This window comes from Polaromonas sp., assembly GCF_012927455.1.
GTDB lineage: Bacteria > Pseudomonadota > Gammaproteobacteria > Burkholderiales > Burkholderiaceae_C > Polaromonas.
This window is the reverse complement of the sequence record NZ_JABBPE010000021.1, coordinates 76,141-88,529: the sequence shown is the minus strand read 5'-3', so window position 1 is coordinate 88,529 and position 12,389 is coordinate 76,141. Positions and strand designations below refer to the sequence as shown.

The 12,389-nt window shown below is 61.4% G+C and carries 12 protein-coding genes; 11 read left to right on the top strand and 1 reads right to left on the bottom strand.

Annotated features, from left to right (window positions below; genetic code table 11):
• Positions 1 to 16: 16 nt before the first annotated feature.
• The 11 genes from HHJ18_RS19955 (at position 17) to tolA (ending at position 8,691) form a co-directional block, all read left to right on the top strand.
• The gene (locus tag HHJ18_RS19955; protein WP_296918136.1) at positions 17 to 430 is read left to right on the top strand and encodes a type IV pilin protein; all 414 of its coding nucleotides are present in this window, start codon (positions 17 to 19) and stop codon (positions 428 to 430) included.
• Positions 431 to 450: 20 nt separating this feature from the next.
• A complete protein-coding gene (ribD, locus tag HHJ18_RS19950; protein ID WP_296918134.1) occupies positions 451 to 1,557 on the top strand; it encodes a bifunctional diaminohydroxyphosphoribosylaminopyrimidine deaminase/5-amino-6-(5-phosphoribosylamino)uracil reductase RibD in 1,107 nt (368 codons plus the stop codon).
• A 102-nt stretch (positions 1,558 to 1,659) separates the two neighbouring features.
• Positions 1,660 to 2,319, top strand: coding sequence for a riboflavin synthase (locus tag HHJ18_RS19945; RefSeq protein WP_296918132.1), 660 nt, complete (start codon positions 1,660 to 1,662; stop codon positions 2,317 to 2,319).
• A complete protein-coding gene (gene ribBA / locus HHJ18_RS19940; RefSeq protein WP_296918130.1) occupies positions 2,316 to 3,422 on the top strand; it encodes a bifunctional 3,4-dihydroxy-2-butanone-4-phosphate synthase/GTP cyclohydrolase II in 1,107 nt (368 codons plus the stop codon). Before HHJ18_RS19945 ends, ribBA begins: the two co-directional genes overlap by 4 nt.
• A 65-nt stretch (positions 3,423 to 3,487) precedes the next feature.
• Positions 3,488 to 3,952 carry a 6,7-dimethyl-8-ribityllumazine synthase gene (ribH, locus tag HHJ18_RS19935; protein ID WP_296918128.1) on the top strand — a complete coding sequence of 155 codons (465 nt, stop codon included), beginning with the start codon at positions 3,488 to 3,490 and terminating at the stop codon, positions 3,950 to 3,952.
• Between the two features lie 36 nt (positions 3,953 to 3,988).
• Positions 3,989 to 4,552, top strand: coding sequence for a transcription antitermination factor NusB (gene nusB / locus HHJ18_RS19930; protein WP_296918125.1), 564 nt, complete (start codon positions 3,989 to 3,991; stop codon positions 4,550 to 4,552).
• A 1-nt stretch (position 4,553) separates the two neighbouring features.
• Positions 4,554 to 5,750, top strand: coding sequence for a pyridoxal phosphate-dependent aminotransferase (locus HHJ18_RS19925; protein ID WP_296918123.1), 1,197 nt, complete (start codon positions 4,554 to 4,556; stop codon positions 5,748 to 5,750).
• A gap of 154 nt (positions 5,751 to 5,904) precedes the next feature.
• Positions 5,905 to 6,336 carry a tol-pal system-associated acyl-CoA thioesterase gene (gene ybgC / locus HHJ18_RS19920; protein ID WP_296918299.1) on the top strand — a complete coding sequence of 144 codons (432 nt, stop codon included), beginning with the start codon at positions 5,905 to 5,907 and terminating at the stop codon, positions 6,334 to 6,336.
• 18 nt (positions 6,337 to 6,354) lie between these two features.
• Entirely contained in the window at positions 6,355 to 7,047 is a 693-nt protein-coding gene (tolQ, locus tag HHJ18_RS19915) for a protein TolQ (protein WP_296918122.1), read from the top strand.
• 238 nt (positions 7,048 to 7,285) lie between these two features.
• Positions 7,286 to 7,720, top strand: coding sequence for a biopolymer transporter ExbD (locus HHJ18_RS19910; RefSeq protein WP_296918120.1), 435 nt, complete (start codon positions 7,286 to 7,288; stop codon positions 7,718 to 7,720).
• 32 nt (positions 7,721 to 7,752) lie between these two features.
• Positions 7,753 to 8,691 (top strand): cell envelope integrity protein TolA, encoded by a 939-nt coding sequence (gene tolA, locus HHJ18_RS19905; RefSeq protein ID WP_296918118.1) that lies wholly within the window; start codon positions 7,753 to 7,755, stop codon positions 8,689 to 8,691.
• A gap of 77 nt (positions 8,692 to 8,768) precedes the next feature.
• Here tolA and dnaE read toward each other — a convergent pair whose 3' ends face one another.
• Entirely contained in the window at positions 8,769 to 12,317 is a 3,549-nt protein-coding gene (gene dnaE, locus HHJ18_RS19900) for a DNA polymerase III subunit alpha (protein ID WP_296918116.1), read from the bottom strand.
• Positions 12,318 to 12,389: the final 72 nt, after the last annotated feature.

Genomic DNA, 12,389 nt, shown 5'->3' with positions numbered 1-12,389 from the left:
CATCAGGAGCAATCCCATGCATCGCAAGCACCAAGGCTTTACGCTGATCGAGGTCATGATTGTGGTGGCCATTGTGGCCATCCTTTCAGCCATAGCCGTGCCAAGTTATCAGGAATACATACGCAGGGGTCACCGCGCCGAGGCGCGCGCAGCCTTGCTGCAGGCATCGCAATGGATGGAACGTGCCGCGACCGCAAGTGGCACGTATCCACTGACCGCGGCCTTTCCTGCATCGCTTACGACCATCCAGTCTGGCCGCTACACGATTGCCATGGCCTCGGCAACGGGTGCCGCCTTTACCCTCACCGCCACGCCGGCTGTCGGGCAAGTGGGTGACAAGTGCGGCGATTACACCTTGACCCAAACAGGTGCTCGCGGCGCGGCTTCGCTTACTACGGGCGCGCTGGTGACCGAATGCTGGAACAGATAGCAACGCGTATACAAACTTGCATGGGATCACCCAACCCATTGATGGCACAGGCGCTTGGGCTCGCTGCCCGTGCGCTGCTTGTTTCAAACCCCAACCCTCGGGTTGGCTGTGTCATCACCAATCATCAAGGTCAGGTGGCCGGCTGCGGATTCACGCAGAATGCAGGTGGTCTACATTCTGAAGTTATGGCGCTGCGTGACGCTGCCACCCGTGGCAACTCGGTTTTGGACTGCACCGCCTACGTCACCCTAGAACCCTGCTCCCACCACGGCCGCACCGGACCCTGCTGTGACGCACTCATTGCTGCAGGGATAAAAAAGGTCGTGGCATCGATTGCCGATCCCAACCCCTTGGTTTCGGGTCAGGGTTTTGCCAAGCTGCGCGCTGCCGGCATCGAAGTCGAGGTCGGACCCGGCGCGGCCGAATCGCGCGAACTCAACATCGGCTTTTTCAGCCGCATGATCCGCAAAACGCCCTGGGTGCGAATGAAAATCGCGGCCTCGCTGGACGGCACCACCGCGCTGGCCAATGGCCAAAGCCAATGGATCACCTCGCCGCAAGCCAGAACCGATGGCCATGCCTGGCGCGCGCGGGCCTGTGCGGTGCTAACGGGGATTGGAACCTTGCTGCAAGACGATCCCCGGCTGGACGTCCGCCTGGTCGAAACACCCCGGCAACCCTACCGCATCATTGTGGACAGCCTGCTCCAGACACCGACTGGCGCCAACATCTTCAAGGCGGCGGGGCCGGTGTGGATTTACTGTGCCACGCGCGATGCGGCCAGGGAAGCCGCTCTGGTGGCCAAGGGCGCCACCGTGAGCTGTTTGCCTGACGCCAACGGCAAAGTGGATTTGGCAGCGATGATGAATGACCTGGCGCGCCGCGAAATCAATGAACTGCATATCGAGGCCGGCAGCAAGCTCAATGGCTCGCTGATCCGTGCCGGGCTGGTCGATGAATTTTTGCTTTACCTGGCGCCCAAGCTGCTTGGCCCCGGCAATGGCATGGCATCATTCGGGCCACTGCAGGCGCTTTCAGACGCGATTGAACTGCAATTTCAGTCCACAGACAGGGTGGGCGCTGACTTGCGGATTGTTGCCCGCGTCGCTGGGCGGGACCAGTTTTAGCGCTCTTCTTGCCCCGCCTTCGCACGGCGTTCTGGCGGCCTTTTTCGGGCCTTTCGTAAGCCGCTCCTTGGTTCTGCCAGTTTTCCCTGCGAAAATAGCGTCATGTTTACCGGAATCATTACCGGCTTGGGGCGCATCGTCGCCATCCATAGCCAGGGCAGCTCTTCAGACCATGGCAAGCGCCTCACCATCGAAACGCCTGCGGGTTACCTCAACGATGTGGCTTTAGGCGACAGCATTGCGCTGAACGGTGCCTGCATGACAGCGACCAAGCTGGACGCTGCCAACAACCGGTTTTCCATCGATATTTCCGTCGAATCTCTAGCCAAAACCTGCGGCCTGGCTGAGCCCGGCATCATCAACCTCGAAAAGGCCTTGCGTGCCCATGACCGGCTCGGCGGCCACATGGTGTCGGGCCATGTAGACGGCATCGGCAGCGTCACGCATTTCGCCCAGGTGGGTGAAAGCTGGGAGCTTCGCATTGGCGCGCCGCAAGAGTTGGGCAAATACCTGGCCTATAAAGGCTCCATCACCGTCAACGGCGTGAGCCTGACGGTGAACCGGGTCACTGATCTGGCGGGCGACACTGTCAATGCGGCGGGCTGCGAGATCAGCATCAACCTGATTCCCCACACCGTTCAAAGCACGGCGCTTGGCCAACTGGCCCAAGGCGCTCAGGTCAATCTGGAAATTGACCTGATCGCGCGCTATGTCGAACGCATGCTGCAAAACACAAGTACACCCAAACAGGCTAGCTCATGAACACAGTAATTTCCCCGGTTGAAGACATCGTTGCCGACATACGCGCCGGCCGCATGGTCATTCTGGTGGACGAAGAGGACCGCGAAAACGAAGGCGACCTGGTGCTGGCCGCCGACCATGTCACGCCTGAAGCCGTCAATTTCATGGCACGCTTTGGCCGTGGCCTGATTTGCCTGACGCTAACGCGCGAACGCTGCCAGTTGCTGCGCTTGCCGCCCATGGCCGCGCGCAATGGCGCCCAGTATTCAACCGCTTTTACGGTTTCTATTGAGGCTGCTGAAGGCGTGACAACCGGCATTTCTGCCGCCGACCGTTCCCGCACGGTGCAGGCTGCCGTGGCCAAGAATGCCAAGGTCAGCGACTTGGTGCAGCCCGGCCACATTTTCCCGCTGCAGGCGGTCGATGGTGGCGTGTTGATGCGGGCCGGCCATACCGAAGCGGGTTGCGACCTGGCGGCCATGGCAGGTTGCTCGCCAGCAGCGGTAATTTGCGAAATCATGAACGATGACGGCACCATGGCCCGTCTGCCTGACTTGCAAGTGTTTGCGGCTGAGCACGGCCTGAAAATTGGCACCATTGCCGACCTGATTGAGCACCGCAGCCGCACCGAGTCGCTGCTTGAGAAGGTCGGCAGCCGCACCCTTCAGACCGCCTTTGGCGAATTCACGGCCCAGGCCTTCCGGGACAAAATCAGCCAGGAGCTGCACCTCGCACTGGTCAAAGGCCAATGGGCCGTTGAAGATACCGTGGCCGTGCGCGTACACGAGCCACTGTCGGTGCTGGACCTGCTGGAAACCGGCCGCCCCATGCATTCGTGGAGTCTGGACCAAAGCCTCAAGCATATGGCTGCAGAAGGCCGGGGCGTGGTGGTGCTGCTGAACTGTGGCGAAAGCGCGGCACAGCTGCTGGCGCAATTTGAGGGCACGGCCCGCGCCAGCCAGGCGCCTGAGCGCGGCCGCATGGACTTGCGGACCTACGGTGTAGGCGCACAAATCTTGCGTGAATGCGGCGTGCAAAAGATGAATCTCATGGGCAATCCGCGCCGCATGCCCAGCATGACGGGCTATGGCCTCGAAATCGTCGGCTACATCAGCAAAGACTAGGGCTTTCCATCCGGCCCTCAATCAGGCTATCCAATTAATTTGAAGCAAAGCAAGGGGAATTTATCGTGTTCGGTGCAGAAAAAGGTTCGGCTGACAAGCTGGACGGCAAGAAGCTTTCCATTGGCATGGTGCAGGCGCGCTACAACGAGAGCGTGACCGACGCCCTGGCCGCAGCCTGCAGGCAAGAGCTTGTGGCGCTGGGCGTGGAAGAAGAAAACATCACGCACGTACGGGTGCCGGGCGCGCTGGAAGTGCCTTGCGCGCTGCAAGCGCTGGCCGAGAGCGAAAACTACGATGCCCTGGTGGCGCTGGGCTGCATCATCCGCGGCGAAACCTACCACTTCGAGCTGGTAGCCAATGAAAGCGGTGCGGCCGTGACTCGCCTGGCGCTGGACTACCAGCTGCCGATAGCCAACGCGATCCTGACCACCGAAACCCTCGCGCAGGCGCAGGCGCGTCAGCACGAAAAAGGACGCGATGCCGCGCGCGTGGCCGTCGAGATGGCCAACCTGATGAACCAACTCTCCTGAGCCGCTGGCTCCTCACCCCTACCTGAACGGCGCCTCATGGCTGAACCCATCACCAAAACTAACCGACCGCCGCAAACCCGCAGCGGCTTGACCGACACCGGCGTTAAAAAAGCGGCTGACAAGTCTGCCCGGACGCGCGCGCGTGAATTCGCACTGCAAGCGCTATACCAGCACTTGGTGGGCCGAAACGAGACCGATTCCATTGATGCCTTCACTCGCGATCTGGTCGGCTTTCACAAGGCAGATTCGGCCCATTACGATGCCCTGCTGCGCGGCTGCATTGAAGACGCAACAGCACTTGACGCCGCCATTACCCCCTTGCTCGACCGCAAGATGACCGAAATTTCACCGGTGGAGCACGCCGTGCTGTGGATAGGTGTTTACGAATTCACCCACTGCCTGGACGTTCCCTACCGCGTCGTGATCAACGAGTGCATTGAGCTGGCCAAGGCCTTTGGCGGCACCGACGGTCACAAGTACGTCAACGGCGTGCTGCACAAAATGGCGCCTTCGCTGCGCCGTGCAGAAGTTGCCGCCGACAAGTCGAACAAGACTGAGCAGGCGCCACACCCAATACTTCCAGAAGCAGGAAAGGCTTGACTTGAAAATTGCCCAGCGGGCTCAGCGGATTGAGCCGTTCTATGTCATGGAGGTTGCCAAGGCGGCTGCGGCGCTGGCGCGCGAAGTGGCCCATACCAGCCAGCCCATGATCTTTCTGAACATTGGCGAGCCCGACTTCACGGCGCCGCCGCTGGTCCAGCAGGCAGCAACCCGTGCCATCGCGCAAGGCAAGACGCAGTACACCGACGCGACCGGCCTGCCGGCTTTGCGCGAACGCATCAGCGACTGGTACGCCACGCGCTTTGGCGCGCAGGTGGCCCCCGGCCGCATCATCATCACGGCGGGCGCGTCTGCGGCTTTGCAGCTGGCCTGCCTGGCCCTGATAGAGGCGGGGGACGAGATGCTGATGCCTGACCCGAGCTATCCGTGCAACCGGCATTTCGTCAGCGCTGCCGAAGGGCGCGCCGTGCTGATCCCGACCACCGCCGACGAGCGTTTTCAGCTGACCCGCCAGAAAGTGAAGGCAGCCTGGACTGCCCAGACGCGCGGCGTGCTGCTGGCTTCACCCTCCAACCCCACGGGCACCTCGATTGCGCCTGAAGAGTTGCAGCGCATTCATGAATTTGTGCATAGCCGAGGCGGCATCACGCTGATCGATGAAATTTACCTGGGCCTGAGTTACGAGGAACATTTCGGGCATTCGGCGCTGGCTATGCCGGGCGAGCTGGGCCAGAGCGTCATCAGCGTCAACAGCTTCAGCAAGTACTTCAACATGACGGGCTGGCGACTCGGCTGGCTGGTCGTGCCCGAAGCGCTGACGCCGGTGATTGAGCGGATTGCGCAAAACCTGTTTATCTGCGCCAGCACCGTGGCCCAACACGCCGCGCTGGCCTGCTTTGAGCCCGACAGCCTGCAGGAGTATGAACGCCGACGCGCCGAGTTCAAGGCCAGGCGCGACTACTTCATCCCCGAACTCAATCGCCTGGGCCTGCGCGTGCCGGTAATGCCCGACGGCGCGTTTTACGCCTATGCCGACTGCACTGACGCCGCAGCGCGCCTGGGCGTCAGCGGCAGCTGGGACTTTGCTTTTGAACTGATGCAGCGCGCCCACCTGGCCGTCACGCCAGGCCGTGATTTCGGCCACGCCGCGCCCGAGCAGTTTGTGCGTTTTTCAACGGCCAGCTCGATGGCGCATTTGCGCGAAGCCGTGGCGCGACTGGAGTCTGTCCTTGGCTAGCCGACAGATGAACCAAGCCGGCACAGGGAAGGAACCGGGGGTCACACTGCCCGCTCCAGACCAGCAGGGGCCGCGGAACCGGCTTTGCCGGGCCGCAGGCGCAGTGGCCCCCTCGGGGGGCAGCGCAGCACACGAAGTGGCAAGCGTGGGGGCAATCTTCCAGTGGCCGATTCGGGTTTACTGGGAAGACACCGACGCCGGCGGCATTGTTTTTTACGCCAACTACCTGAAATTTTTTGAACGTTCACGCACCGAATGGCTCAGATCACTGGGCATCGCGCAGCAACGCCTGAAGGACGAGACCGGTGGCCTGTTTGTAGTGACGCAAACCAGCATCCGCTACCTGCGCCCGGCGCGTCTTGACGATGAACTGATTGTTACCGCCAGCCTGATCGAGACCGGCCGGGCGTCCTTGATAATCAAGCAGCAGGCGCTATTAAAAACAGAGCAAACAACCCAAACGCCAAATCCTGGGCAGGCCGACAGGCTGCTTTGCGAAGGCTCGATACGAATAGGCTGGGTCGATGCCGCCAATCTCAAACCCACACGCATGCCCGCATCTCTGTATGCCCGCTTTCCTTCCTGACTGTTTAAAAAATTCCTCATGAACCAAGACCTCTCCATCGTCAGCCTGATTCTTAACGCGAGCTGGGTCGTCCAGCTGGTTGTCGTGCTGCTGGTCGGTGTTTCCATCGCCAGCTGGGCCGCCATTTTCAGGAAGATCGTGTCGCTCAAAAAGGCCCAGCTGCTCAACGACGAATTTGACCGCGAGTTCTGGTCAGGCACCAGCCTGAACGACCTGTTTGCCGGCGCGGCGCAAAACGCCAAGCACTCTGGCTCGATGGAGCGGATTTTTGCCAGCGGCATGCGCGAATATCAAAAACTGCGCGAACGCCATATTTCCGATGCCGGCACGCTGCTGGACGGCGCCCGTCGCGCCATGCGGGCGAGTTACCAGCGCGAAGCCGATGCGATTGAGGTCAACCTGTCCTTTCTGGCCACCGTCGGCTCGGTGTCCCCCTATGTGGGCCTGTTCGGCACGGTCTGGGGCATCATGCACGCCTTCACCGGGCTGGCGGCACTCGAACAGGTGACGCTGGCAACGGTGGCGCCCGGTATTGCCGAGGCGCTGGTGGCCACGGCTATTGGCCTGTTTGCGGCCATTCCTGCTGTGGTGGCATACAACCGCTTCTCGCACGATATCGACCGCATCGCGAACCGGCTGGAAACTTTTATCGAAGAGTTCTCCAACATCCTGCAGCGCAACTTGGGCGCGCAGTCGCCGTCGGGCCATTGAGATGTGGGCCCCCACGCTTTTCACTTCGTGTAATGCGCTGCCCCCCGAGGGGGCTGTGTGCCGCGGCTCCGAGCCTGCAGTGCAGGCTTGGACGGCACGCAGAAGGGCTGCGTCTCGCAGCCCGGCGCCTGCGGCCCGGCAAAGCCGGTTCCGCGGCCCCTGCTGGTGGGTAGAGAAAGCCTCCATGCTTTTCACAACGCGGCCTGTGCTGCGGCCATCTTGCTAAGGAAGCCACTACATGCCAGCACTCAGTTCCCGCGGCCGGGGCCGCCGCACCATCAGTGAAATCAACATGGTGCCGTTCATCGACGTCATGCTGGTGCTGCTGATCATCTTCATGGTGACGGCGCCGCTCATCACGCCCAGCATGATCGCCCTGCCCAAGGTCGGCAAGGCGCCGACCCAGCCGCAAAATCCGGTGCAGATTTTGATCAGCAAGGATGAGACGGTGCAAATCAAGATCAAGACCAACTCGGTCGCCAGCAACGTGCGCAACGTGGCAGCCGACATTGTGAAGATGGAACCGGCCGTAAAAGCCGCCAGCGCAGAGGCGGTGCCGGTCGTTATCAGCGCCGACAAGTCCATCAAGTATGAAACCGTGGTCAAGGTCATGGACACGCTGCAAAAAGCCGGCGTGTCACGCGTCGGCCTGTCGGTGCAAACCGGCAAATGACCCAGCGAACCGCTTGACGCCCCGAAAACACCATGCCCAGCGTCTCAGACCGACTTGAATTTGGCCCGCCCCGCGACCCAGCTTCGCCGCGCGCTTTCGCGCTGGCCATGCTGGTCCATGTGCTGCTCATCGCGGCATTGACCTGGGGCGTCAACTGGAAACGCACCGACCGCGCATCTTCGTTTGAAGCCGAGTTGTGGTCCAGCCTGCCGCAAGAGGCTGCGCCCCGACTGGTTGAGACCGCGCCTGCGCCGCCACCACCACCGCCCCCACCGCCCGCCCCCGCGCCACGCGAAGTCAAGGTAGCGCCTCCCGCGCCGGACGTGGACATTGCGCTGGAACAGGAAAAGAAGCGAAAACTGCTGAAACAGCAAAAGGAGGCCGAGGAAGAACAGGCGCAGGAACGGGAACAAAGGCTGCAAGACAAACAAAAGGCCGAGCTGCAAGCGAAAAAGGAAAAAGAAAAAGAGAAGGAAAAAGACAAGGCGCAGCAAGCCAAAGAGGAACTGGCCCAGCGCAAAGTGTTAGAAGACGCCAAAAAGGCTGAGGCGAAAAAGCAGGACGCCAAAGAGCAGGCGCAGCAAAAGCTGGCGCAGGCCGCAGCAGAAAAGCAGCGCCAGCAAAACATAGACCGCATTGCGGGGCTGGCCGGCGCCACGGGCGGTGCCGAGGCCAAGGGCAGCGCGCAAAAATCCAGCGGCCCCTCGGCCGGCTACGCTGGCAAGGTCAGGGCGGCGGTCAAGCCCAACGTGATATTCACCGACGACATCAGCGGCAACCCGAAGGCCGAAATTGAAGTGCGCACCACGCTAGACGGCAGCATCGTCAGCCAGCGCCTGGTCAAGTCAAGCGGCGACAAGGCCTGGGACGAAGCGGCGATCAAGGCCGTCATCCGCACCGGCACCTTGCCGCGTGACGTCGATGGCCGGGTGCCGACACCGATGATTCTGGAAATCCGGCCCAGGGACTAAGCCGGTCGGCCCGGCTTGCCGATTGCTATCATTAATATAGCTGCTTGCGCACGTGGCTATTGGGCTAGAGCCATATTTCATTCATAAACGATGCTGGCAAGCCCTTTGTCGGCCTGTGCCATCCAGCTGGCCAGCGCTGCATCGGTCGGGAAGAACCTGGCGGCGTCACCGAGGTGCAACTCGGCGCTGGCGCCGTCTTCATTGGCTTGACCGCCTGGCCCGGCTTTCCCAGTCTTCCGCTGCAAACTCAGGCGCACTGGCAAGCCGCGTACCAACTCGCCCTGCTCGGACATTTCGCGGCGCGGCGGAAAGTCTTTCACCATGCGCGAAATGTCGGGCACCGATCCATTGACGGCCACCCGCAGGTATCTGCCAAACTTGCAGCGCGCGGTCTCCAGATCCCACACCTGCGTGACCTTGAAGCGCCGCCCAAAGCGCTCCGACGCGCCCTGCAGCGTGCCTTGCACAATCACCAGCTCGTCGTCTTTCAGCAAATTGCGGTGGGTGTTGAACGTGGCTTCATCGACCGAGGCTTCCAGCACATCGGTCTTGTCGTCGAGCTTGAAGAGGATCAGCTTGCCGCGGTTGCCATTGATGACGCGCAGGTCGGTGACGATGGCCGCCAGCAACTGCTGCTCGCGTGAATCAATCAGGTCGGCAAGTTTGCGCCTGGCGAACTGCCGCACTTCGGCCTCGACCTCGTCAAACAGGTGGCCCGACAGGTAAAAACCGATGGCTGTTTTTTCCAGCACCAGGCGCGCCTTCACGCCAAACGGCACGGCGGCGACCAGCGCCGGTTCCTGCGTGCTGGCCGCGTGCGAGTCCGACATGTCGAACAGCCCGCCCTGGTTGGCATTGGCTTCGGTGGCGACGGCAAACTCGAAGGCGCGGTCCACCGAGGCCAGCAGTTCAGCGCGGTTCAGGTGCAGGTTGTCAAAGGCGCCGCCTTTGATCAGTGCATCGACGGTGCGCTTGTTAAGCCGGCTGCGGTCCACCCGCACGCAAAAGTCGTACAGCGAGGTGAAGGGGCCGCCGTCCTGGCGCGCCGCCACGATGGCCGCGATGGCTTGCTGGCCGGTGCCCTTGATGGCGCCCAGACCATAGCGCACGCTGGCGTTGCCGATTGGCTCGAAGCGGTAGTTGCCGCGGTTGATATCGGGCACTTCAAAGCTCAGCCCCATTTTCTGCGCGTCACCAAACAGGATTTTCAGCTTGTCGGTGTCGCCCATCTCCACCGTCATGTTGGCCGCAAAAAACTCGGCTGGGTAGTGCACCTTGAGCCAGGCGGTGTGGTAGGCCAGCAGCGCATAAGCGGCAGAGTGCGACTTGTTGAAACCGTAACCCGCAAACTTTTCCATCAGGTCAAAAACCTCGTCGGCTTTTTCCTGGCTCAGGCCATTGATGCCGGCGCCCTTGCGAAAGATCTCCCGATGCTGGGCCATTTCTTTCTCGTCTTTTTTACCCATGGCGCGGCGCAGCATGTCGGCGCCGCCCAGCGAGTAACCGCCCAGGATCTGCGCCGTCTGCATCACCTGCTCCTGGTAGACCATGATGCCGTAGGTCTCCTCCAGCATCGGTTGGACACGCGGGTCTGGGTATTCGGGCACTTCCTTGCCCTGCTTGCGCGCGATGTAGGTCGGAATCAGGTCCATCGGGCCGGGGCGGTACAGCGCATTCATCGCGATCAGGTCTTCCAGCCGATCGGGTTTGGCGTCTTTAAGCATGCGCTGCATGCCGATACTTTCAAACTGAAACACCGCTTCGGTCTCGCCCCGGGCAAACAAGGCATACACCCGCTTGTCGTCCAGCGGCAGATTCTCGAAGCTGAAGTCTTTTTGCGCGGGATGGCGCTGGATGATGAACTCCCGGGCTATTTCCAGAATGGTCAGTGTGGCCAGGCCCAAAAAGTCGAACTTGACCAGGCCAATTGCCTCCACGTCGTTCTTGTCAAACTGGCTGACTGCCGAACCACTGCCGGGTTGCAGGTAAAGTGGACAAAAATCAGTCAGCTTGCCGGGCGCAATCAGCACACCGCCGGCATGCATGCCGACGTTGCGCGTCAGGCCTTCAAGCTTTCGCGCCAGCTCCAGCAGCGTGTGCACGTCTTCTTCCTTGCTTTCACGCTCGGCCAGAATCGGCTCGGCTTCCAGCGCATAAACCATCTTGTCATTTGGCTTGCGATCAGGCGGCACCAGTTGCAGCGTGACGGCCTGGCCGGGCTTGTTCGGAATCAGCTTGGAAATGCCGTCGCAAAACCCATAGGGAAAATCAAGCACGCGTCCGACATCACGAATCGCCGCGCGCGCTGCCATGGTGCCAAAGGTCACGATCTGGCTGACGGCTTCCTTGCCGTACTTGTCTTTCACGTAGTCAATCACGCGGTCGCGGTTGGTCTGACAAAAGTCAATGTCGAAGTCGGGCATGGACACCCGTTCCGGGTTCAAAAAGCGCTCAAACAGCAAGTTGTACTGCAGCGGATCCAGATCGGTAATTTTCAGCGAATACGCCACCAGCGAGCCCGCACCTGAGCCGCGACCCGGCCCCACCGGGCAGCCATTGTTTTTGGCCCAGTTGATGAAGTCGCCCACGATCAGGAAGTAGCCCGGAAAACCCATGTTCAAAATCGTGTTGATCTCAAACTCCAGCCGCTCCACGTAGCCAGGCCGCTTCTGCTCACGCAGCGCCGCGTTGGGGTACAGATGCGCCAGCCGCGACTCCAGCCCTTCAAATGACAACTGGCGGAAGTAGGCGTCTATCGGCATGCGCACGCCATCGACCTCGGGCGTCGGGTAATCGGGCAGCATGGGCTTGCCCAGCACCAGCGTCAGGCTGCAGCGCTTGGCAATTTCCAGCGTGTTGGCCAGCGCCGATGGCAGATCGGCAAACAGCTGCGCCATCTGCTGCGCCGACTTGAAATACTGCTCGCGCGTGAACTTGCGCACACGCCTTGCATTGCCCAGAATTTCGCCTTCGGCAATGCACACGCGCGCCTCGTGCGCCTCGTAGTCCTCATAGGTCAAGAACTGCACCGGATGCGTGGCCACCACCGGCAAGCGCAGGCGCGCCGCCAACTGCACGGCGGCAGCCACGTGGCGCTCGTCGTCCGGGCGCTGGGCACGCTGCAGTTCAAGGTAAAAGCGATGCGGGAAAATGCCTGCCAGATGCAGCGCGCACTCCAGCGCGCGCGCGGCGTCGCCCTGCACCAGGGCCTGACCGACGGCGCCCCCTTGCGCCCCCGACAAGGCCAGCAAGCCATCGTTGAGCTCCTCCAGCCACTGCAGCTTGATGATGGCCTGTTCGCGCACCATGTTTTTGGTCCAGGCGCGCGTCAGCAGTTCGCACAAATTGAGGTAGCCCCGGTTGTTTTGCACCAGCAGCAGCAAGCGGGCCGCCGGCGCACCGGCATCCTTGCCCGGCACTTCGACCCAGACATCGGCGCCAATCAAAGGCTTGACCCCAGCGCCGCGGCATTCCTTGTAAAACTTGATGGTGCCGAACAGGTTGCCCAGGTCGGTGATGGCCAGCGCCGGCTGCTGGTCGGCAGCCGCCGCGTGCACGATTTCATCAATGCGGTTGGTACCGTCAACGACTGAAAACTCGGTGTGAATTCTTAAATGGACAAACATGCGCCCCATTTTAGGCGGCGCCAGCAGCCTGTCGGACTTGTCAGCGAAGACAGTTTATTGCCGGATTTGCCG